Genomic DNA, 23,434 nt, shown 5'->3' with positions numbered 1-23,434 from the left:
AAATTAGAAATAGCACAATGCAACATTTTATCCGACAAGCCAATCATTACGGGGCAAAATCCGCCCCTTTCTTTTTTTTGATTGATTTTGAACAACAAAAACCGTTAATTTTTCCTTTAGAAGAAGCAATTCAACAAGGTATTCTTTTTGATATTTTAGGGAAAACCAATATCACCGAGCAAAAAGACTTCTCCACAGATATTCATTTTGAAAAACACCCGATTCCCCTTTCTCATTATCAACAAGGTTTTGAAGTTGTGCAGAAAGAGATTCAAAAGGGCAATTCTTATTTGTTAAATCTCACTTCACCCACTGAAATTTCGGGCAATTTTTCCCTTGAGCAGATTTTTTATCAAGCCGCCGCCCCTTATAAGTTATGGTTAAAAAATCGATTTGTTTGTTTTTCACCGGAATGTTTTATCAATACTTTGGATAACAAAATTTTTACTTACCCCATGAAAGGCACAATAAATGCGACTTTGCCTGATGCGGAAAATCAGTTGTTAAATGATGAAAAAGAGCTGCGCGAACATTACACCATTGTGGATTTAATGCGTAATGATTTAGCTATGGTGGCGCACAATATTCAGGTCACAAAATTTCGTTACGTCGATCGTATTGCGACACAAAAAGGCGAAATTTTGCAGACAAGTTCGGAAATCTGCGGTGAATTGAATGAAAATTGGCAAAAAACTATTGGTAATCTGCTTGCCACATTATTGCCGGCAGGCTCAATCAGCGGTGCCCCCAAGGAAAAAACCGTACAAATTATTCAACAAGCGGAACGCCGACTCCGTGGTTATTACACCGGTATTTTCGGTATTTTTGACGGCGAAAATCTACAAAGTGCAGTGGCAATTCGTTTTATCTCTCAAGTGGGTGACAAATATTATTTTCACAGCGGCGGCGGTGTTACGATCCAAAGCCGTTTGGAAGATGAATATCAAGAATTACTCGAAAAAGTCTATTTGCCGTCTTTTTGTCGAACCAAGGAGACAAAATAATGTTTCCCTTATTTGAAACCATTGCCATTGAAAGGGGGAAAATTCAAAATATTGAATACCATCAAGCACGTTATGAGCGGAGCTTACGACAATTCTACGGCAAAAGTGCGGTCAATATTTTTAATCTTTTTGAACTAATCCAAGTACCGCTCCACTTACAAAATCAACTGGTGCGTTGTCGTATTGATTACAATGCCGAAAGCACCCAAATTCAGTACTTTGAATACACACGAAAAATCTACCGCACTTTTCAGCCGATAGTCTGTAATGAAATTGATTATAGCCTGAAATATGCCAATCGGGATTTGCTTAATTCCCTTTTAGCTCAGCGGGGAAAGTACGATGAGATTATGATTATTAAAAACGGAAAAGTAACGGATTGTTCTATTGGCAATTTAATTTTCCGTCAAGGCAACCAATGGTTTACACCTGATACGCCATTATTAGCCGGCACACAACGGGAAAAATTATTGCAGGAAGGCAAAATTAAAGAAGCGACAATTTATGCGCAAGATATTGAAAAATTTGATGAGATTCGTTTGATTAATGCGATGAACGGGTTATAAAAAGGATTTCACTCGAAATCCCTTTTCTTTTTATTTAAATGTAATAAGCCAACAATTATGAATTTGTTTATTCCGTTCAAAATCCGGCGGTAAGGTTTTGTGCGAAATTTCTAGCGCGCTTAGCCCTAATTCTTCCAACTCGGCAAAATCCATTTTGAATCCCCGTTTATTGTTGGAAAAGACGATTGTGCCACCTTGGCGTAAAATACGTTTTAAATTTGCCATTAATTTAACGTGATCACGCTGAACATCCCAACTTACCTCCATTCGTTTTGAATTGGAAAAGGTGGGTGGATCCACAAAAATCAAATCAAACTGACGATCACATTTTTCCAACCATTGCAAACAATCCGCTTGAATCAATTTATGTTGCTTACCTTCAAGATCATTCAAAATAAGATTTTGTTCCGCCCAATTAAGATAGGTGTTTGACATATCCACTGTTGTAGTCGATTTGGCTCCCCCCAATGCTGCGTGAATGGTAGCGGAGCCCGTGTAAGCAAACAAATTCAAAAAATCCTTACCTTTCGCTAACTCTCCAACCATTTTTCGGGTGAGGCGATGATCCAAAAATAAACCGGTATCCAAATAATCCGTTAAATTCACCCAAAGCTGTGCGCCGTATTCATTCACATAAAAATACTCGCCTTTGTTGGCCAATTTCTCATATTGGTTCGTACCTTTTTGTTTTTGGCGAACTTTTAAAATCAGTTTATTGGTTTCCACACCTGTTACTTGCAAGGTTGCCGTTACCGCATCCAATAAACGTTGGCGTGCTTTATTTTCATCAATATTTTTAGGTGCGGCATATTCCTGCACCACAATATGATCGGCATAACGATCCACTGCCAAATTATATTCCGGCAAATCCGCATCATAGAGGCGGTACGCATCCAAGCCTTGTTGTTTCGCCCATTTTTCAATTTTCTTAATATTTTTTTGTAGCCGATTGGCAAAATCTACCACCACAGTGGGAGAAGAGCGGTTAACTTCAAGGGAAGTTTCGAGCGAACTGTCATCCGCCTTATGTAGTGAAATTTGATAATTTTTTTGCACGCAATCTAACGGCCCGTTTTTCGCTTTGAATTGGCGGTTTGCACGCATTCTTAAACAATCCAGCAAGGTGGATTCACTGCTAAAAATTGAGGCATTCCAACCGCCAAATTCTTTTTTCAAACGTTGCCCGAACACAGAGTAAAGAGCAATCAATGCAGGCGTGGTACCTAAACGTTCCCCATAAGGCGGGTTACAAATCACCGTTCCCGGCTCGTTTGAAGTTGGATTGGTGAGCGCGGCCACATCACCTTGCTGCCATTTTATCAAGTGGGTGACACCGGCATTTTGCGCATTGCGTCGGGCTTTTTTTAAGACACGGTGATCGAGATCAAAACCATAAAAGTGCGGTTGAATTTCAGCTTGTTTTTCTTGTGCCGAAATAATGGCTTCATTCTTCACTTTTTCCCATGCCTGTTGGTTGTGTCCTTTCCAAAAATCAAAACCCCAATGTAAACGATATAATTGAGGCGCAATATTGGCTTCCATTTGTGCGGCTTCAATAAGCAAGGTGCCCGAACCACACATAGGATCCACCAACGGTGTGCCTGGTTTCCAACCGGAACGCAATACAATAGCTGCCGCCAAAGTTTCACGTAAGGGGGCTTGTCCCGTTTCTTCACGGTAACCGCGCAAATGCAGGGCTTCTCCGCTCAAGTCCAAAGAAATGATCAATTCTTCTCGGTTTAAATAGGCATGGATACGTACATCCGGTTGGGCTTTATCTACATTCGGACGTATTTTTCCCTTGCGTTCGAAATAATCCACAATACCGTCTTTCACCCGCATTGCGCCAAACTGAGTATGACGAATTTCTTGATTGGTACCGTTGAAATCTACAAAAAAAGTGATGCGCTCATCAAAATAATCCAACCAATTAAAGCCGGAAACAGCCGCATATAAATCTAAATCGCTATAAATTTTGGTTTCGATCAAGGGCAATAAAATGCGTGATGCCAAACGCGACCAAAGCAACGTTCGGTAAAGCGTTTCATCATCGGCATAGAAATGCACGCCGCCTTGTACGACTTTTACATCAAGCGCGCCAAGCTCGGTTAGTTCAACTTTTAACAGTTCTTCAAAGCCGCGAGAAGTTGTGGCGAATAGGTGTTTCATTCAGGATCTCTATAAAAAAATTTGGCGAATTATAGCATAACTTGAAGTATTGAATTCAAATCACATCTTTCCTTTCACAAAAAATGGCGGGATTCCCCACCACTTTCTTTAAATTAACGTAATTTATTTACTCAAACATTGTGTATAACTATCCGCCGTTGCTTGCAGAAAATCGGCATAGGAATTCGCTCCTAATCGTACGCCATCACCAATCGGATCCAAACGTCCTACGTTCACCGCTGTGCTTTTTGCTAAAGATTCAATCACTTTTGGGGTAAATTGCGGTTCGGCGAACAAACAATTAACGCGATGTTCTGCGATCTCTTGTTTGATATGCGCAAGGGTTTTCGCACCCGGTGCAACTAATGGATTAATAGTGAAATAACCGCTTTGTTTTAAGCCGTAAGCATCATTGAAATAACCATAAGCATCGTGGAAAACAAAGAAACCTTTTTCTTTAAAAGGAGCAAGCTGTGCCTTGATTTTATCGCTTTGTTCCGCCAAAGTGCGGTTAAAATCGGCAAGGTTTTTTGCAATCAGCTCTTTTTTATCCGGAAATTGCACGGTCAGTTTATCCGCCACTTTTTGCGCCACAATTTGGCTAATTGCCGGTGAATACCAAATGTGCCAGTTGGTCGTTAATCCTTCGTGATTTCCATGCTCATGATTGTGTCCGTGTCCACTTTTATGTTCGTGTTTATGCTCATGTTTGTGATCGTGATCGCCATCCTCATGGAAATATTCGTGATGTGCTTGGCTTAACAAAGGTTCAATCTCAGCGAGATCGGCAATGGTAATGACCTTTTTACGGTCAATTTGACTCACTGGTTTTTCTAAAAACGAATCGATGTCCTCACCTACCCATAACACTAAATCGGCTGATTTCACTTTTTGAATATCCGACAATTTTAAACTGTAATCATGCGGCGATGCCCCTGTAGGGACAAGAATCTGCGTATTAGTTACGCCGTTCGCAATAGACGATGCAATAAACCCGAGAGGTTTGACCGAAGCCAATACATCCGCATTTGCCATTATTGGCTGGGCGAAAAGTGCGGTTGAAATTACACTCATTTTTAATGTAGTTTTCATTTTGTCTCCTCAATTGTTAATAATGATTCTCAAATAGGCGTAAAAGGCTACACTTTTTAAAACAAATTGCAATGGTTTTACATAAAAATTTGATGAGATTTTTGCTTGAAATAAAAATTGAACATTACATAAAAGCGAAAGGCAACTTTTGTTGCCTTCAATGAGGTATTGAGTTTTTTATTTTTTCAGCAATTTATCAATCACCCGTGAAACCGCAAAAAAGCCAAATGTGGCGGTAATCATGGTCGCCGCACCAAAACCGTTTGCACAATTCATCGTTGCGGATACGCTGCACCCCTCGCCCATTTGAGGAAAAATAAGCGGTTGTGTGGAAAATACCGCATCCACGCCAAATTTGCGTTGTGGATTTTGGCTAAAGTTAAAATCCTTACGTAGAACCGAGCGCACTTTTGCCAATAGGGGGTCTTGAATGGTTTTGCTTAAATCGGCAATTTGAATTTGTGTGGGATCCGTTTGTCCCCCTGCACCACCCACGGTGATAATTTTAATTTTATTGCGTTTACAATAGGCAATCATCGCCGCCTTAGTTTTAACATTATCAATGGCATCAATCACATAATCATAACCACGATTGAGATAATCGGCCTGATTATCGGGCGAGATAAAGTCATCAATAATATTGACGAGACATTCGGGATTAATCAGTTTTACCCGTTCCGCCATTACTTCCGTTTTAAGTTTACCGATATTACCGCTTAACGCCGGAAGTTGGCGATTGATATTGGTAACACAAATATCGTCCATATCAATCAGGGTAAGCTGACCGATTCCGGAACGGGCTAACGCTTCCACCACCCATGAACCGACTCCGCCAATTCCAATAACACAAATATGAGAGTGACTGAGACGTGCCAATCCCTCCGGGCTATAAAGCCGTCCAATCCCGCCAAAACGTTGTTCGTAATTATCTATACGCGCCATTATTGTAATATCCAAACACGTCCGTAGTGTTTTGAAAGACCGGCAATATGCCCTGCCTGATCGCCAATGCCACGATATAAATCAAAATGATGACCGTTTACCGCACCACCGACATCCAAAGCGACCATAAGGTGTAATTTATGTGTGCCTTTCCAATTGCCGCTATTGTCAATATCCGGTACTTCCACCAGTAAAACCGAACCTGACGGGATCACATTACGATCCGAGGCGACTGCGGCCATTGGTACAAGCGGTACGCCTGCCGAACCTTTTACTTTGCCGCTCGGATCATTTTTGAAGAATACATAGGACGGATTACGCTCAAGTAAGCCCTGTACACGTGACGGATTCGCGTTTCCCCAATCACGAATAGCTTGAATCGACATTTTCTCTTTCGGAATTTCACCGTCTTCCACCAGCAAGCGTCCCACCGCTTGATATTTAAAACCATTCTGTCCGGCATAAGCGAAGTAAGTTAAGTTGCCATTACCAAAATCGACGTAACCGCTTCCCTGTACACCGAGTAAAAAGTTATCAATCATAGAATCGCTATAAGCCAATTCTAAACCTTGTCCTTCCAATGCGCCGGCATAAATTTGTTCACGAGATAAACGTTTGTAGGTCGGCATAGCATAAATTGGGTGTTGAAATTTTCCTTGCGGAGAGCGACGGGCATGAATAACAGGGGAATAATAGCCCGTCATCAATACGTTTTGATAGCCGTCAAAGCCTTTCATTATCTGTGAGGAAATGCCATATTGCGATAATTCTCTGACATCCGCACCGGCAAGCACCCAGTTCGTAATTTTTTGGTAATTACCATAAAAACGATCGGACAATCTAGCGGAATAGGCTTTGACATTAGAAAGCTGTGTTAAAAAATCGCCCTGATTAACGACCGCACTTTGGTTTTCTACACGAGCGACAGGCGATAAAATACTTTGTTGATAGTGGCGACCACTATATTTTGCGCCAAATTTTTGAGGATCATCGCCAGTCGGCGTCAACACCGGAGAAGTATTTTTTGACGAGGTTTTGCTTGGTGAACCGCAAGCCGCCAAAATTGAAGTAACAGCTAAAATAGAGAAAACTTTTATACCGAGATTTGAGCAAAATTTCATACCTTATTCCTAAACAAAAACGAATTTTTATTAAGGTTGCATACGCTATCAAAAATTGCCTAAAACCACTAGCACTATTTCCTCAATAGCGTTTAATTTATATTCATTTTGATTATTTTATTAACAAACACAACATAAACTTTTGTTTAAGACTTGCAAAATATCTTGAAAGGCGTATAGTACGCCCCATCAGACGCGGGGTGGAGCAGCTTGGTAGCTCGTCGGGCTCATAACCCGAAGGCCGTCGGTTCAAATCCGGCCCCCGCAACCAGATTTCAAAGCATCGATTTTATCGGTGCTTTTTTGTTATAAAAAAGGCATTTCCTAAGTTGGGAAAATGCCTTTATTTTTTATTTAATCACAATGTGTACGGTGATTTCTTCCCTATCATGATATAAATGCTTTGCCTGAATCTTGAATGTTAAACCTTTTTGATTCAACATATCGGCGAGGTTACCGAGGCATTGCACCACCTCTTGATAGCGTTTCTTCATCGGTAATTTTAAATTAAAAATAGTTTCACGGCACCAGCCGTTCAGCAACCATTTGCCAACCAAATTTGTGATTCGGCTCGGCTGTTCCACCATATCGCACACCAACCAATCGATTTTTTTACGTTTTGGCGGCTGAAATTTAAAACCGTCTTCCGCACAATGCTCAATTCGACCAGTCTCGTGCAGGCTCTCCGCCATTTTCCCATGGTCCACCGCATAAACAAATAAACCCCGTTTGACCAACTGATATGTCCATCCTCCCGGGCAAGCCCCCAAATCCACCCCTATCATGTTGCCATTTAAACGTTTTTTTTCTTCCTTACAGGGAATAAATGTCAAAATTGCTTCTTCTAATTTCAAGGTAGAGCGACTTGGCGCATCAAACGGAAATTTCAAACGAGGAATCCCCATAAAATGCTCAGAATGGTTATCGGTGTAGGAATAGCCCACACAACAGCAATTCGGCTTAACAAAAAAACAATGCAAAAAACGACCGCTCTTTGGATTCGGTTTATCCGCTAACCAACCTTGTTTTTTTAATGCCTGACGTAGCGGCACAGTAAATTTACGGCAGAAAGTGGAAAGTTCTTTTGATTCATTTGTATCGGCGGTTTCTACAAAAAGTTCTGCAGATCGCCGAATATCTACTTGTGCCGAAATCTTCTCAAATACCTTCATAATCGGACTAATGCGATCAGTTGGATAGAGATTCTCCAATAAATCGGACACGACTAACATTTGACGGGCAAAAATAAGCCCATTAAATGGAATTTCACGTGCCAGACGATCGGCATCATCCGGTTGGTAACACTCAAAAATCACATATCCTGAATATTCTTGCACACGGGCAAAGCCAAATATGCCTACAGCTGCGGCTTGATCGGTTATTTCCGCTGCCATTTCTTTTTCAAAACCGGGACGGCAATATAATGCGAGTTTATTCATATTCTTCTTTTTTTATTGCATTAATAATCCATTGACGAAAAGCCTGAATTTGTTCGTCATCAAGACGATCGAGATGATTCACGACATAAAAAGATTTAGGATCAGGTACATTTGTCGGTAATACGACCTGAAGCGCACCCTGTTCCATTTCCTGTAAAGCGATCAAACGATTAGCCAACGCAATACCTTGTCCGTGGCTTGCTGCCTGTAACGCCATAAACGTATGGCTAAATAAAGGCCCTTGTTGAATATTCAAATCTTCAAGTTTTAAATAATCCGCCATAATTCGCCAGTTATCGCGCGTGTGCGTATGAAGCAGCGTATGTTGTTTTAAATCCCGTTTGTCACGAACCGGTTTTTTGGCAAGCAATTCTGGTGAGGCTAAAATCAGCAAGTTTCCCTTACCTAAACGATCAACCTGTAAATTCTGCCAATTTCCCTTTCCATAATAAATAGCAAGATCGATTTCTTTATTTAATAAGCCCTCATCTTGATCCACTCCTTTTAAACGAACTTCAATTTCGGGATGAATCCGGTTAAATTCGCTTAAATGCGGTACAAGCCATTGAAGACCAAAGGTTTGAGGGACACTAATGCTTAAATGAGGATCATCTTTTAATGCTAATAATCGCTCTGTCGCTTCATTCAGTTTACGTAAAATTTTATTAATATCGATAAAATAGGCTTTGCCGAACTCCGTTAATTCTAAGGCTCTATTTTTACGTTTAAATAACTCGACGCCTAAAAAATCTTCTAACAGTTTGATTTGATGACTAACAGCCGCCTGCGTAACAAAAAGCTCATCGGCCGCTTTTGTAAAACTTAAATGTCGTGATGCGGATTCAAAAGACTTCAATGAATTCAAGGGTGGCAAACGTTTATACATAGTTATTCCAAAATATAATTTTTTCGTCTATACTTAGGCGGATTTGGTTCAGATTAATTTTTCTAATCCCTCAAATAAAAAAACGTCATTTGTTCTTCTAGTTTTCAATTCTTACAATATCCCCCATACTTAACCGTTGGTAATTCTTTACGAGTTAATGAGTTTCGGACTTAAGTATGATGTTGTGTTTGCATATAGTTCAGGCAACTGAACTTGGGTAACAATAAGTTACTCGTTTACTTCCTATAATTTGAACCTTTTGGTTAAACGCCACCCGTTTTAAGTGGCGTTTTTTTTCGTGTCGGGATTCTAGCACAGTTCTCTTTTCTTTTCTTGTTTTACTTGATTAGGTTTAAAATAACTGAGTAAATTTTGAGAAATCACAAAAAAATTTAGGTTTTAAGGTTCAAATGCTCAAAATAATGATGTAGATTAAATAACAGTTCATTAACAACATCATATTGAAGGAAGCAAAATGAAAAATTTAGACTGGGATAACCTTGGTTTCAATTATATTAAAACCGACTATCGCTTTATCGCCCATTGGAAGAATGGTAAATGGGATGAAGGAAAGCTCACTACAGATAATACTTTACATATTCATGAAGGTTCGACCGCACTTCACTACGGTCAACAGTGTTTTGAAGGCTTAAAAGCCTATCGTTGTAAAGACGGTTCCATCAACTTATTTCGCCCGCAAGAAAATGCGAAACGTATGCAACGCACGGCGGATCGTCTATTAATGCCACAAGTTCCCACCGAATTATTTGTTCATGCTTGTAAAGAAGTCGTCAAGGCGAATGAAGAATGGGTTGGTCCTTACGGTTCGGGCGCAACCTTATATTTACGTCCATTCCTCATCGGTGTTGGTGAAAATATCGGTGTAAAGGCCGCACCGGAGTTTATTTTCTCCGTATTTTGCTGTCCGGTAGGGGCATATTTTAAAGGCGGGCTAACCCCCTCTAATTTCATCACCACTGAATACGACCGAGCCGCCCCCATGGGAACAGGCGGTGTAAAAGTGGGCGGTAATTATGCGCCAAGCTTGCTCCCCCATAAGTTAGCTGTTGCGCAAGGTTCGCAAGAACGAAAATTTGCGGATGCTATTTATCTTGATCCGAAAACCCATACTAAGATTGAAGAAGTCGGTGCAGCAAACTTCTTTGGTATCACCAAAGATAATAAATTTATTACTCCGATATCAGAATCCATTTTACCGAGTATTACTAAATATTCCCTACTTTATATTGCTAAAGAACGTTTAGGCATGGAGGCGATTGAGGGGGATGTCTATATTGATCAGCTTGATCAATTTGCCGAAGCCGGCGCTTGCGGTACGGCAGCGGTCATTTCTCCGGTAGGCGGCATTCAGCATAAAGATAAATTCCACGTGTTTTATTCCGAAACGGAAGTCGGGCCGGTTACACGCAGACTTTACGAAGAACTCACCGGAATTCAATTTGGTGATATTGAAGCTCCGGAAGGCTGGATTGTGAAAGTTGAATAATTAAGGGATATATCCCAACAAAAAGTGCGGTTAAAATTAACCGCACTTTTTTATCGCTCATTATGAATTTCTAAATTTGTCGCATCTTTTTCCCGTTTCTTCTTTGCCGTATCATTACGTTGCGAGGCAATTCCATCCAAATATTCATCGGTAATATCACCCGTGATATATTCGCCGGTAAAAACCGAACAATCAAACCCTTGAATAGTTGGGTTTTCTTGCTGAATAGATTCCGTTAATGCGCTAAGATCTTGGAAAATTAATTTATCCACACCAATCAATTTCGCAATTTCATCCACACTACGACCATAAGCAATCAGCTCATTTTTCGTTGGCATATCAATACCATACACATTTGGGTAACGAATTTCCGGTGCAGCGGAGGCAAAATAGATTCTTTTCGCTCCGGCTGCGCGCGCTATTTCTACAATTTGCTCTGATGTTGTACCACGTACGATGGAATCATCCACTAATAAGACGTTTTTATCTTTAAATTCCGATTTAATCGTATTGAGTTTACGACGAACGGAACTAATACGCTGTGCTTGCCCCGGCATAATGAAGGTACGCCCGACATAACGGTTTTTCACAAAACCTTGGCGGTAAGGTTTATTCAGCACGTTAGAAATTTGTAATGCGATATCCGTTGATGTTTCCGGCACGGGAATAACCACGTCAATATTATCTAATTCATCTTTCCATTCATGGGCTATTTTTTGTCCTAAAAGCTCCCCCATATGAACACGAGCCGCATATACCGATACGCCATCCATAATGGAATCAGGGCGGGCAAAATAAACATACTCAAAAATACACGGATTTAAGACCGCACTTTCAGCACATTGTTGTGCGTAAAGTCTGCCCTCAAAGGTCACATAAATCGCTTCACCCGGCGCCACATCACGAACAAAATCATACCCTGCCACATCCAACGCAACGGTTTCCGAAGCAAACATATATTCCGTTTTACCATTCTCTTCACGCTGTCCCATCACTAAAGGGCGGATACCAAAAGGATCACGAAACACTACCATACCATGCCCGATAATCATCGCCAAACAAGCATAAGCACCACGTACATCTTTGTGGGTTTTCCCTACCGCATAGAAAATATCCTGCGGATCAAGATGATCTTGCGGAATATTGTCAAGGTGATTAGCAAAAATATTTAGAAGCAGTTCGGAATCAGAATTGGTATTTACATGGCGGCGCGCAGTTTTAAACACTTTTTGTTTTAACTCGGTCGAATTGGTTAAATTGCCATTATGTACCAAAGTTACCCCATAGGGTGAATTCACATAAAACGGTTGGGCTTCCGACACGCTAGAGCTGCCGGCGGTAGGATAACGTACATGTCCCATCCCGGCATGACCTTGTAAACGCAACATATGCTCATGTCTAAAAACATCGCTGACTAATCCATTCGCTTTACGCAGGCGGAAACGATTTTCATCGTCAACAGTAACAATCCCCGCCGCATCTTGCCCTCTGTGCTGTAACAGCGTTAACGCAGCATAAATAGATTCATTAACAGGACTTTGGCTAACAATACCGACAATACCACACATTTCATGATCCTTATTGATTAAGTGTTGAATTTAAGAAACTGGAACTCGCTTGAAGTTGTTGGAAAAACCATTCAATAATGAAGCCAAAATGCGGAATAAGTTTTGATTCTTTCCACCAATCGGTTTGTTCAAAGTTTGTGAAGGTATCCAAGAAAAATAAGATCGCCGCAACAATTAGTGCACCGCGTAATAAACCAAAGGCTGCCCCTAATACACGATCAGTACCGCTTAATCCGGTTTTATCAACTAACTGTGCAATTACAAAATTGATGATCCCGCCAACAATTAACGTTAGAACAAACAAAATCCCAATTGCAGTACCGTTCCGTACATAAACGGATTCGATTTGAGTTAAATAAGTTGCGAGGTAAGGATAAAACTGGCTTGCCACTATAAATGCAACTACCCAGCTGGCAAGCGATAACACTTCGCGTACAAAACCACGTAGTAAACTGACAAGAATAGAAAAAGCGATAATGCCAATAATAATGTAATCGATCATTAAAAAATCTCTCAATAAAAAAGAGCTGCATAAAGCAGCCTGCGTATTCTACAAAAAATAAAGTAAAAAGGAAAACGTTTGCGTCATATAAATTTCACTAAATTTCTTCCCAAAAAGTACGATTCAACCGCTGCTCCGCTTTTCTTAAAACCTCGGCTAAATGTTGATAGGTGGGTTTACCTTGTAAGGGCGGAACGGATTCGTGGATATTTCTCAAACGCTCACAAATATCGTAAAACCATGTTGCACTTTGCGCTTCCAAAGGCGATATTGCACGTTTACCTAACCAATACAGCCCTTGTAGGGGGATAAATAGGGCAAAAAGTGCGGTTAAAATCGCTGCAGAAAAAGCCATAACATCGTGTTTAGCATAAAGCTGTTGCCAAACAATAGCGAATACTGCAATTAACGGCATCGTATTTTGGGCAAAACGCGTGCTTTTTATGACACGGTGTTCAGGGAAAATGATCCCTAATTTAGCCTCTTTCGGCCAAGTGTTAAGATAAATCTGTCCTTGCTTAAAAACGGAAAAAAATGACATAAAAACACCCTCAAAAATAACCGCACTTATAATACTCCAGTTCATCTGGAATTTCTATCTTATCAAATTAATGCAAATTACATTTTTCTTTGACCGAAGTTAGATTTTTCTTTCTTGATTAATTTATTTTATTGCATAAAAGGTGTATCCTATGCACGACTTTGCAGTCCAATCTCTCTGATTGGATTTTTATTAACTTTAATCAAATATAAGGTTCCTATGTCAAAACTTGTTCTTATCCTTAACTGTGGTAGCTCTTCGTTAAAATTTGCAATTCTTGATCCTGCTACAGGAGAAGAAAAATTATCCGGTTTGGCTGAAGCTTTTTTCCTTCCTGAATCTCGTATTAAATGGAAACTTAACGGCGAAAAGGGTAATACTGATTTAGGTGCTGGCGCAGCACACACAGAGGCACTTGATTTTATCGCTTCAAACATTATGACGGACGAGCTTAAAAACGCTATCGTCGCGATTGGTCACCGCATCGTACACGGTGGTGAAAAATATACCAAGTCTGTTTTAATCAATGATGATGTAATTAAAAATATTGAAGATGCGGCACAATTCGCCCCGCTTCATAACCCAGCACACTTAATCGGTATTCGTGAAGCATTTAAAGCATTCCCACACTTAAAAGATAAAAACGTTGCGGTATTTGATACGGCCTTCCATCAAACGATGCCGGAAGAAGCGTATTTATACGCATTACCGTATTCTTTATATGAAGATAACGGCGTTCGTCGCTATGGTGCGCACGGTACCAGCCATTTCTTTATTTCTCGTGAAGTGGCAAAATATGTGGGCAAACCTGTTGAACAAGTTAATACCATTATTTGCCACTTAGGTAACGGAGGATCCGTGTCTGTTGTTCGTCATGGTCAATGTATCGACACGTCTATGGGGTTAACACCATTAGAAGGTTTAGTAATGGGAACCCGTTGCGGTGATATTGACCCTGCAATTATCTTCTATCTTTACAAGAACTTAGGCATGTCTATGGATCAAATCGAAGAGACTCTGGTGAAAAAATCAGGTCTTTTAGGTTTAACCGGAGTAACTAGCGACTGCCGTTATTCAGAAGATAACTACGAAAATCCATCCCATCCGGAAGCCAAACGTGCATTAGATGTTTATAGCTATCGATTAGCAAAATATATCGGTGCTTATATGGCTATATTGGGTGATGACTACTTAGATGCGATTGCATTTACCGGTGGTATTGGTGAAAACTCAGCCCAAGTACGCAAATTAACATTAAATCACTTAAAGTTATTCGGCATTAAAATTGATGAAGAACGCAACCTTGCTGCCCGTTTTGGTAACGAAGGTGTCATTACCGCCGATGACTCTAAATTTAAAGCTATCGTTCTTCCTACTAACGAAGAATTAGTGATTGCACAAGATACTGCAAAACTCAGTTTCTAATCACCTCGACAAACTGCCGAAAAACTCGGCAGTTTTCATTTTAAATCAAAGATAAATAAGGGTTATTATGTCTCGTACTATTATTTTAATTCCGGTCAGCGCTGGAGTTGGACTTACCAGTATTAGTCTCGGTCTGATTCAATCTTTAGAACAAAAAGGCGCAAAAGTCGGCTTTATGAAACCGATTTCTCAACCGAGTTCAGGCGAAGATAAATTAGATCGCACCACTTCAATCGTTCGTACCAGTACTAACCTCGACACTGCCGAACCGTTTATGCTAAGTGTTGCCGAATCCTTAATCGGAAAAAATCAATCCGATGTATTACTGGAAAAAATTGTCGCCAATCATCAACAACTAACCAAAAACAATGAAATTGTCATTGTTGAAGGCTTAATTCCAACCCGTAAACACGGTTATGCCAATAGCATTAACTATGAAATTGCTCAAGCACTTGATGCTGAAATTATTTTAGTTGCCGCACCGGTAACGGAAACACCGGAGCAACTTAAAGAACGCGTTGAGGCGGCGGCATCATTATTCGGCGGAAAAAACAACCCGAATATTCTTGGTGTTGTGGTCAATAAATTCAATGCACCTGTCGATGAATCCGGTCGTACCCGCCCTGATTTAACCGAAATTTTTGATTCTTTCCAACATAGCCATAACAGCGAGGCGGAAATCAATAAACTGTTCACAAACAGCCCGATTAAATTATTGGCTTGCGTGCCTTGGTCAGCGGAATTAATTGCAACTCGTGCATTAGATATTATTAAACATCTTGGCGCAGCCATTATTAACGAAGGCGATATCAACCGCCGTATTCGCGGCATCACTTTCTGCGCTAGAAGCTTGCCAAATATGATAGAGCATTTCCGTACCGGTAGTTTATTAGTGGTTTCGGCGGATCGCCCCGATGTTTTAGTCGCAGCCGCCCTTGCAGCAATGAACGGTGTCGAAATCGGTGGTATTTTATTAACCGGCGGCTATAAAATTGATGCACAAATCAAAAAATTATGTCAACACGCTTTTGAAAGCACTAAATTACCGATTTTCCGTATTGAAGGTAACACTTGGCAAACCGCACTCGTTTTACAGAGCTTTAATCTTGAAGTACCGAGTGATGATAAAGAACGCATTGAAAATATCAAACGTTATACCAGCGAACAATTCGACAATATCTTTATAGACAATTTAGTTGCCGCTTCAACACGTTTACGTCGTCTTTCACCGCCGGCATTCCGTTACCAATTAACCGAACTTGCTCGAGCAGCAAAAAAACGCATCGTTCTTCCTGAAGGTGACGAGCCTCGCACAATTAAAGCTGCCGCACTTTGTGCTGAGCGCGGTATTGCAGAATGTGTATTATTAGCCAACCCTGATGATGTTAAACGTGTTGCCGAAGCGCAAGACGTGGTATTGGGTCAAGGTATTACGATCATCAATCCTGCCGACGTTCGTGAAAAGTATGTAGATCGTCTTGTCGAGTTACGCAAAGCAAAAGGAATGACTGAAGCCTCCGCACGTGAACAGTTAGAAGATACCGTTGTTCTGGGAACAATGATGTTGGAAGCAAACGAAGTAGACGGTTTAGTTTCCGGCGCAGTTCACACCACTGCAAACACGATCAGACCGCCAATGCAAATTATCAAAACCGCACCGGGCAGCTCAATCGTGTCTTCCATTTTCTTTATGTTGCTACCGGATCAAGTTTTAGTTTACGGCGACTGTGCGGTCAATCCTGATCCAACTGCTGAACAACTGGCCGAAATTGCAATTCAATCCGCCGATTCGGCAAAAGCCTTTGGTATTGATCCGAAAGTGGCGATGATCTCCTACTCTACCGGCACATCAGGTAGCGGTGCAGATGTGGAAAAAGTGAAAGAAGCAACAAGAATTGCTAAGGAAAAACGCCCTGACTTACTGATCGACGGCCCATTACAATACGATGCGGCGGTGATGGAAGATGTGGCTCGCTCTAAAGCACCGAATTCACCTGTTGCGGGTAAAGCGACCGTATTCGTATTCCCTGATTTAAACACCGGTAATACGACTTACAAAGCGGTACAACGTTCTGCAGATTTAGTCTCTATCGGCCCAATGTTGCAAGGTATGCGTAAACCGGTGAATGATTTATCGCGTGGTGCGTTGGTGGACGATATTGTTTACACCATTGCATTAACTGCAATCCAAGCTACCCAGAGTTAATCCAAAACTTATATAAAAATGACCGCACTTACGGAAGTGCGGTCATTTTTTTCATATTTTCAAATTTCTATTGATTTCAACAAAGCTAAAAGTTGTAATCCTATTTCTCTACGCCAACCAACCAATAAATCCGGCAATTTATCCGGTGATTCATTGTATCGCCAAACCCATTTGATTAACTCTTCTAAACTTCGTTTACTGGCTAAAATTTCTAATGTTAGTCCTTGAGGCGTTAGCTCATACGCTTTTTCTTGTAAGAGACGAATTGTCTTTTTATAACGGGGATCATCGGCAATGCGCACGATCCGCTTCGGATAATCATAAGGTGATACCCGACGCGCCTTTGCCAAGAGCTGTAAAATCCGCTTACCCCGTACTCTTACTTCATTATTGGAAAGCCCCATTTCCAGCATTTCCGAGGTATTACGCGGATTATATTTTGCTACTTTCCATAAATTTTCTGACTTAACCACATAAGAAAGCGCCAAATCGCGTTCTATTGCCACCTCTTGTCGCCATTGCGCTAAAATTTTTAGTCGGGCAAGTTCCAATGGATTAAGTTTCCACGAATTTGGAATATCTAAATAAGCGCTTTCCGCATCACGTGTTTGCATTTTATTGATTTTTGATAACGCAAGTTCACAGTCTGCTTGCACAGCATTTTGCCAAGGTGTTGCCGAGAGTTCTTTTTGTAAACAATAGTAAATCGGTAACAAATACCACACATCGCCTGCCGCATAATGCAGTTGGGTTTCCGATAAAGGGCGTTTAATCCAATTTGTTCTAGTCGCGCCTTTATCCACTTTGATGTTTAAATAATTTAGCGCTAGTTTTGCCAACCCCACTGAATTTCCTAATCCAAGGAAACGTGCCATTATTTGCGTATCAATCATTGGTTGGGGTAATTGATCAAACTCCTGCAAGAAAACAACCAAATCCTCGCTACAAGAATGAAGCACTTTAAGCACATCCGGGTTAGCCAATAATTCCACAAAAGGCGAAAAATCGCTGATACTTAAAGGGTCAATCAGAGAAACTTTTTCCCCGTCATAAAGTTGAATCAGGCCAAGTTTCGGAAAATAAGTCGATACCCTCACAAATTCAGTGTCTAAAGCAACCGCTCTTTTTTGGCGTGCTAATTGACAAATTTCACTCAGAGCCTGATTTGTTGTGATCAATGAAAAATGCAATGGCTCTTGGCATTCTTTTATCATGACATTATCTCTTAGATTAAAAAAACAAAAATGGGATATTGCTATCCCATGGTTAGATTATAAAACTTAATGCGTTAGTCGGTTAGTAATTTCTTCATCTCGTAATATACGGCGTAATATTTTTCCAACATTTGTTTTAGGTAATTCATCTCGAAACTCAATTTCTTTCGGTACTTTATAGCCTGTCAAATGCTGACGGCAATGCTGACGAAGTTCATTACGCGTAAGACTTTCATCTTTTTTCACTACAAAAATTTTAATGGTTTCGCCTGAAATCTCGTTCGGTACGCCAATCGCCACAGCCTCCGCAACTTTATAATTAAGCATTACAACATCTTCAATTTCATTCGGATAAACATTAAAACCGGAAACCAAGATCATATCTTTTTTGCGATCCACAATACGCAAACTGTAGCTTTCATCCATAACTACAATATCGCCGGTTGCCATCCAGCCATCTTTCAATACTTCATTCGTTGCTTCAGAACGCTGCCAGTAACCTTGCATCACTTGCTCACCTTTTACCCACAATTCTCCTGCTTCGCCGATATTCGCTTCTGTGCCATCATCTTTGATAATTTTTATATCCGTATTTGGCACAGGTACACCGATAGTCCCGTTATGCTTCACTACATTTACCGGACACGCAGCAATAAGGGGGGAGCATTCCGTCATACCATAGCCTTCAATAATGTTACAACCGGTTAAATCGTGCCAACGAGTAGCGACAGATTGCTGAATAGCCATACCACCACCAACAGAAAGTTTTAATGCCGAAAAATCAACTTCTTTGAAATTTTCATTATTTAATAGCGCATTAAATAGCGTATTCACTCCTGTAATAGCTTCAAAACGATATTTTTTTAACTCTTTAACAAAACCATCAATATCACGCGGATTTGTAATCAAAATAGCCGTGACACCGAGTTCAAGGAAAAGTAAACAGTTCACGGTTAAAGCAAAAACATGATAAAGCGGTAATGCAAGAATAGCCGAACGGGCATGAGCATGATCACCGATGAAAGGCTCTGCGATCCATTTTGCCTGGAAAACATTGGTAATAATATTTCCATGGGAAAGCATCGCTCCTTTAGCTACACCTGTTGTTCCGCCTGTATATTGCAGGAACGCAAGATCATTGCGTGACACTTCAGGTTGAATATATTGACGGTGTTTACCAATACTTAATACCTCACGGAAGGTAACGGCATCAGGTAATTTATACTTTGGTACTAATTTTTTGATGTATTTCACTACAAAATTAACCAATGTACGCTTACCAAAGGAAAGTTGATCGCCCATTCGGGTTAAAATGACGTGTTTTATATCAGTATTAAAAACGACTTTCTCAAGTGTAGAAGCAAAATTTGAAACAACAACTATTGCCACCGCACCGCTATCTTGTAATTGATGTTCAAGTTCACGCGGAGTATAAAGCGGGTTGACATTCACGGCGATTAAACCGGCCCGTAAAATACCGAAGAGTGCGATAGGATATTGCAACAAATTCGGCATCATTAATGCTACACGATCACCGCGTTTTAATTTAAATTCATTTTGCAAATAAGCTGCAAAAGCCCGACTACGCTCTTCTAATTTACGAAAAGTAAGAACCTGCCCCATATTAATATATGCCGGTCGATCAGGATGTTCACGAATCGCTTTATTAAATATATCTAAAATTGATTCATATTTTGAAGTATCCAGATATTTTTCAGCACCTTCTGGATAATTTTGAAACCAAATTTTTTCCATTTATTGACCTTATAGTTGGAAAATCGACGGCAGATTCTATCACTTAATTTAAATAATAGCGAATTTCCGGCTCGTTATGCCATGGACGATAGCGCCAATCCCCAAAAAACCAATCATTCCAATTATCCGGCGGGTAATAATAGTGTCTAGTCAATGTCCAAAGGCGATAATTTTCAATTTGAACAACCGGATAAGAGTAATTAGCCAGCTCAATTTTGCCCTCTTCTTTTCCAGATAAAACGCCACCCAGAGTAATATAGCCATCTTTCAGATTCTCCGGATCAACAAAACCGTCAAAATAAGCAATAAAACGTCCTTGGGATTGTGACTCTAAGATAGGTTTACCCGAATAATTAGAAATCGGTAAGCTTAATACTTCAATTTTCGTTTTATTCGGTAAAATTTCCGATTGAATAATTTTCCCGCCTAAACGCACGGTTTTACAGCGACAATTCAGATCTTGCGGAGAGATAACACGATAATCCGTAATAGAAAATCTATTTTTCTCTAAGCCTTGAGGTGATGTAATGCAACCTGTTAATAAGAAAGAAAATGCAATTAAAAATAGTGTTACTTTTACTCTCATAAGCGCCTCCTACCATTTAAGAAAATTACTTGCGTCCCGGCAATTTTTTCCAGGTAACCTCATTACGTAAATAAATAGGTTCAATCTCTAATGCTGAAATTACTTCTTTTTGCAACCAATTCACACGAGCTAATTCCAGCATGTAGAAAGCATTGGGCAATTCAATATCCGTACCGATAAAATTTTTTTCAGAAAACTGCGGATAAGCATTCCAACCTGTTCCTACCCGAAAAGCCGTCTCATCGGTAAATTGAGCCATAACCTGATCAGGCGAACAAACCTGTTCTGCAATCACTTCGTGCCACTGAAAAAATTCGCCGAAATCTGACCGCACTTTTTCTCGTTTAAGTTGAGAAAAATAAACTTCACTCATTCTCGCATCAATAGCTGCTGCAACATTTTCCATTTGATGTAATTCGAAAGCTGCCTGAGCCATTGCTGTTAAATTTGAAATAGGAATAACCGGTAGATTTGCCCCAAAAGCCAATCCTTGTGCAATTCCTGCGCCTACCCTAACTCCGGTAAAACTCCCGGGGCCGCGACCAAAGGCAAGGGCATCAACTTGAGCCAAGCGAATTCCGGAATTTGCCAAAATTTCATCTATCATCGGTAAAATACGTTTTGTATGACTACGTTGAGCCAATTCACTTAGATATGTTTTTTCCCCCTTGTTTAGCAATGCGACAGAGCATGCTTCAGTAGAAGTATCTAATGCTAATAAAGTTAAATTTGTCATTATTTTTCTCAATTATTTATTTTGTAGGAATTGTATCACTTTGTTGAGATCCCGGGTACGGCTTAAATTTGGCAAACTTTTTAAAAACGTTTCACCATACTGACGCATCACAAGGCGATTATCACAAATAATCACGACACCACGATCCGTAATATCACGAACTAAACGCCCTACACCTTGCTTTAATGTAATTACGGCTTCAGGAATTTGAATATCATTAAACGGATTTCCACTTTGTAAACGGCAATCCTCAATACGCGCTTTAAGTAAGGGTTCATCAGGTGACATAAAGGGAAGCTTATCAATAATAACCAAAGAAAGTGCATCACCACGCACATCAATCCCCTCCCAAAAGCTTGATGTTGCAACTAACACTGTATTTTGATTAGCTGTAAATTGTTCCAATAAGGTCGTTTTTGGCATTTCACCTTGTAGCAGTATTGATAATCGGCTATTTGAACGAAAATATCCTGCTAAATTACGCATCATTTCATAGGAAGTACAAAGAACAAAACACCGCCCTTGATTGGCTTCAATAACCGGTAACAACATTTTACCCAACTCGGCTTGTGTATTGACTTGGTTTGTATTTGGCAAATAGCGTGGCACACACAATAATGCTTGTTCAGCATAATTAAACGGACTTTGTAAAATAAGCTGGCGTGCACTTTCAATTCCTAAACGATGACAAAAATGGTCAAATGTCCCACCGACTTCTAAAGTAGCGGATGTAAAAATCCAAGCTGCTTGCTTCGTTTTCAGCTGTTCACCAAATTTATCCGAAACCGTTAAAGGAGTGATATGCAAAGCAAATTGGCGAGCAAAAGTTTCATACCAATAACAATAACCAATGCGATCCGTTTCAAGTAAACGCTGTAAATAGTCTTTTAAATTCTCAACCCGCTCAAAAATATTATCTAGTGTTTGTGAACGTCCTAAAGCTAATTTAATGACTTCGGACAAAAAAGATAATTTCTCAATGAGAATTTTAAATGATTTTTTGACCGCACTTTGCCTCAATATTTCACGCCAATTACCACGTAGATTTCCTTCTCCTAATAATAAACGAAAATCTTGTACTGTTTTTTGTAAAGTATCCGCCGCACTGCTTAGCTGTTTCAGATCTTTTAATTCCGTATGGTAAACAATGTTAATATCTTTACAAAGTTCAAAAAATTGTCGAGAACTCACAGATTGCCCAAAATATTGACTGGCAATATCAGGTAATTGATGAGCTTCATCAAAAATAATATTTTCTACTTGTGGGATGAGCTCACCAAAACCACTTTCTTTTACTGCCATATCTGCAAAAAACAAATGATGATTGATTACTACAATATCTGCATTGAGGGCTCTTTTTCGTGCCAGTGCAACGTAACAATCCGAATAATTCGGGCAATCAGAGCCAAGACAATTTTCTGCCGTACTGGTTAATTGGGATAAAATCGGGCTATCTTCTGCAAGATCGGTACACTCGGCCAAATCCCCTGTTTTGCTTGAAGTGCTCCACTGACGAACTTTAAATAAATCTTCCAGTACCGATTTATCTCCTAACACTCCCCGGGCAATTAAACCTTCCAAACGTTCTAAACACAAATAATTAGATCGACCTTTAAGTAAAGCTGTTTTTCCTGTGTAACTTAAGGCTTTTTTTATTGCCGGTAAATCACGATTAAATAATTGATCTTGGAGATTTTTAGAGCCGGTAGAAATAATAGTTTTCTTACCGGAAAGTAATGCCGGAGCTAAATAAGCAAAAGTTTTTCCGGTGCCAGTGCCGGCTTCTACCACTAATATGCTTTTTTCAGAAAGAACGGTTTCGATAGCTTGCGCCATTTCCAGCTGCTCAACACGTGGGTGAAAACCTTTAATATGTTGGCTTAATGCACCGCTTTCAGCAAAAACTTTTGTAACTTTACTCATAAAAAAGGAATCTAACCACATTACCGCTAAAATTAGTCGCTAGTGTAACAAATTTCATAAATGAATAAAAATGCAGTAAAAATAAACTTATAATTGATTAAACCTTGAAAAAGTTGATAGCAGGAAAAATAATCTTTGAAATGGTGGGATATTGTTTAGTATTTTATATCAAAAATAAATGGAAAATTTCCTAATTTTCCACCGGATTTTACATTTTTCTTTTACCAGAATAAATCCTCGTGCTAAACGTAA

At 40.0% G+C, this 23,434-nt stretch carries 19 protein-coding genes and 1 tRNA gene; 6 read left to right on the top strand and 14 right to left on the bottom strand.

Features of this window, described 5'->3' with window-relative positions; translation table 11 throughout:
* The first annotated feature begins 2 nt into the window (after positions 1-2).
* Positions 3-1,004, top strand: a complete 1,002-nt coding sequence (locus tag BKL51_RS01810; RefSeq protein ID WP_143530485.1) for an aminodeoxychorismate synthase component I — start codon at positions 3-5, stop codon at positions 1,002-1,004.
* Positions 1,004-1,570 carry an aminotransferase class IV family protein gene (locus tag BKL51_RS01805; RefSeq protein WP_077465044.1) on the top strand — a complete coding sequence of 189 codons (567 nt, stop codon included), beginning with the start codon at positions 1,004-1,006 and terminating at the stop codon, positions 1,568-1,570. Before BKL51_RS01810 ends, BKL51_RS01805 begins: the two co-directional genes overlap by 1 nt.
* A gap of 30 nt (positions 1,571-1,600) precedes the next feature.
* Here the strand turns inward: BKL51_RS01805 and rlmKL are convergent, their stop codons facing one another.
* The 4 genes from rlmKL to mltA all read right to left on the bottom strand — a co-directional run bounded on the left by rlmKL (position 1,601) and on the right by mltA (position 6,894).
* On the bottom strand, positions 1,601-3,739 hold the full coding sequence (gene rlmKL / locus BKL51_RS01800) for a bifunctional 23S rRNA (guanine(2069)-N(7))-methyltransferase RlmK/23S rRNA (guanine(2445)-N(2))-methyltransferase RlmL (RefSeq protein WP_077465043.1): 2,139 nt from the start codon (positions 3,737-3,739) through the stop codon (positions 1,601-1,603).
* Between the two features lie 123 nt (positions 3,740-3,862).
* A complete protein-coding gene (gene znuA, locus BKL51_RS01795) occupies positions 3,863-4,831 on the bottom strand; it encodes a zinc ABC transporter substrate-binding protein ZnuA (RefSeq protein WP_077465042.1) in 969 nt (322 codons plus the stop codon).
* A 177-nt stretch (positions 4,832-5,008) separates the two neighbouring features.
* Positions 5,009-5,773, bottom strand: a complete 765-nt coding sequence (tcdA, locus tag BKL51_RS01790) for a tRNA cyclic N6-threonylcarbamoyladenosine(37) synthase TcdA (RefSeq protein ID WP_077465041.1) — start codon at positions 5,771-5,773, stop codon at positions 5,009-5,011.
* Positions 5,773-6,894 carry a murein transglycosylase A gene (gene mltA / locus BKL51_RS01785; RefSeq protein WP_077465040.1) on the bottom strand — a complete coding sequence of 374 codons (1,122 nt, stop codon included), beginning with the start codon at positions 6,892-6,894 and terminating at the stop codon, positions 5,773-5,775. The genes tcdA and mltA overlap by 1 nt, the downstream gene beginning before the upstream one ends.
* Positions 6,895-7,088: 194 nt before the next feature.
* Here mltA and BKL51_RS01780 point away from each other — a divergent pair.
* Positions 7,089-7,165: transfer RNA gene (locus BKL51_RS01780), tRNA-Met, on the top strand.
* A gap of 79 nt (positions 7,166-7,244) precedes the next feature.
* On the opposite strand, the gene rlmM is transcribed toward BKL51_RS01780, so the two are convergent.
* Together rlmM and BKL51_RS01770 are read right to left on the bottom strand one after the other, a co-directional pair.
* Positions 7,245-8,333, bottom strand: a complete 1,089-nt coding sequence (gene rlmM, locus BKL51_RS01775; RefSeq protein WP_077465039.1) for a 23S rRNA (cytidine(2498)-2'-O)-methyltransferase RlmM — start codon at positions 8,331-8,333, stop codon at positions 7,245-7,247.
* The gene (locus BKL51_RS01770; RefSeq protein WP_077465038.1) at positions 8,326-9,219 is read right to left on the bottom strand and encodes a transcriptional regulator GcvA; all 894 of its coding nucleotides are present in this window, start codon (positions 9,217-9,219) and stop codon (positions 8,326-8,328) included. Before BKL51_RS01770 ends, rlmM begins: the two co-directional genes overlap by 8 nt.
* A gap of 475 nt (positions 9,220-9,694) precedes the next feature.
* Between BKL51_RS01770 and BKL51_RS01765 the strand changes: the two genes are divergently transcribed.
* Positions 9,695-10,726 carry a branched-chain amino acid aminotransferase gene (locus tag BKL51_RS01765; protein ID WP_077465037.1) on the top strand — a complete coding sequence of 344 codons (1,032 nt, stop codon included), beginning with the start codon at positions 9,695-9,697 and terminating at the stop codon, positions 10,724-10,726.
* A 50-nt stretch (positions 10,727-10,776) separates the two neighbouring features.
* On the opposite strand, the gene purF is transcribed toward BKL51_RS01765, so the two are convergent.
* From purF to yfbV, 3 genes are all read right to left on the bottom strand, one after another.
* Positions 10,777-12,294: an amidophosphoribosyltransferase gene (gene purF, locus BKL51_RS01760; protein ID WP_077465036.1), complete on the bottom strand. Its 1,518-nt coding sequence runs from the start codon at positions 12,292-12,294 to the stop codon at positions 10,777-10,779.
* Between the two features lie 10 nt (positions 12,295-12,304).
* On the bottom strand, positions 12,305-12,796 hold the full coding sequence (locus BKL51_RS01755) for a CvpA family protein (RefSeq protein ID WP_077465035.1): 492 nt from the start codon (positions 12,794-12,796) through the stop codon (positions 12,305-12,307).
* Positions 12,797-12,893: 97 nt separating this feature from the next.
* Positions 12,894-13,337, bottom strand: a complete 444-nt coding sequence (gene yfbV / locus BKL51_RS01750; RefSeq protein WP_077465034.1) for a terminus macrodomain insulation protein YfbV — start codon at positions 13,335-13,337, stop codon at positions 12,894-12,896.
* A gap of 219 nt (positions 13,338-13,556) precedes the next feature.
* On the opposite strand from yfbV, the gene BKL51_RS01745 reads away from it, so the two are divergent.
* Complete coding sequence (locus tag BKL51_RS01745; RefSeq protein ID WP_077465033.1) at positions 13,557-14,762, top strand: acetate kinase; 1,206 nt, start codon at positions 13,557-13,559, stop codon at positions 14,760-14,762.
* A 67-nt stretch (positions 14,763-14,829) separates the two neighbouring features.
* Positions 14,830-16,968, top strand: coding sequence for a phosphate acetyltransferase (gene pta / locus BKL51_RS01740; RefSeq protein ID WP_077465032.1), 2,139 nt, complete (start codon positions 14,830-14,832; stop codon positions 16,966-16,968).
* A gap of 59 nt (positions 16,969-17,027) precedes the next feature.
* Here the strand turns inward: pta and rnd are convergent, their stop codons facing one another.
* From rnd to BKL51_RS01715, 5 genes are all read right to left on the bottom strand, one after another.
* Positions 17,028-18,182, bottom strand: coding sequence for a ribonuclease D (rnd, locus tag BKL51_RS01735; RefSeq protein WP_077465031.1), 1,155 nt, complete (start codon positions 18,180-18,182; stop codon positions 17,028-17,030).
* 66 nt (positions 18,183-18,248) lie between these two features.
* A complete protein-coding gene (gene fadD / locus BKL51_RS01730) occupies positions 18,249-19,937 on the bottom strand; it encodes a long-chain-fatty-acid--CoA ligase FadD (protein WP_077465030.1) in 1,689 nt (562 codons plus the stop codon).
* 43 nt (positions 19,938-19,980) lie between these two features.
* Positions 19,981-20,523 (bottom strand): Slp family lipoprotein, encoded by a 543-nt coding sequence (locus BKL51_RS01725; RefSeq protein ID WP_077465029.1) that lies wholly within the window; start codon positions 20,521-20,523, stop codon positions 19,981-19,983.
* A 25-nt stretch (positions 20,524-20,548) separates the two neighbouring features.
* Positions 20,549-21,259, bottom strand: a complete 711-nt coding sequence (gene tsaB / locus BKL51_RS01720) for a tRNA (adenosine(37)-N6)-threonylcarbamoyltransferase complex dimerization subunit type 1 TsaB (protein ID WP_077465028.1) — start codon at positions 21,257-21,259, stop codon at positions 20,549-20,551.
* Positions 21,260-21,271: 12 nt separating this feature from the next.
* A complete protein-coding gene (locus tag BKL51_RS01715; RefSeq protein WP_233127071.1) occupies positions 21,272-23,182 on the bottom strand; it encodes an ATP-dependent DNA helicase in 1,911 nt (636 codons plus the stop codon).
* Positions 23,183-23,434 lie beyond the last annotated feature (252 nt).

The sequence above is a fragment of the Rodentibacter sp. Ppn85 genome, from assembly GCF_001999335.1.
Lineage (GTDB): Bacteria > Pseudomonadota > Gammaproteobacteria > Enterobacterales > Pasteurellaceae > Rodentibacter.
The sequence above is the reverse complement of the archived record's forward strand: the minus strand, read 5'-3'. Positions and strand labels throughout refer to the sequence as shown.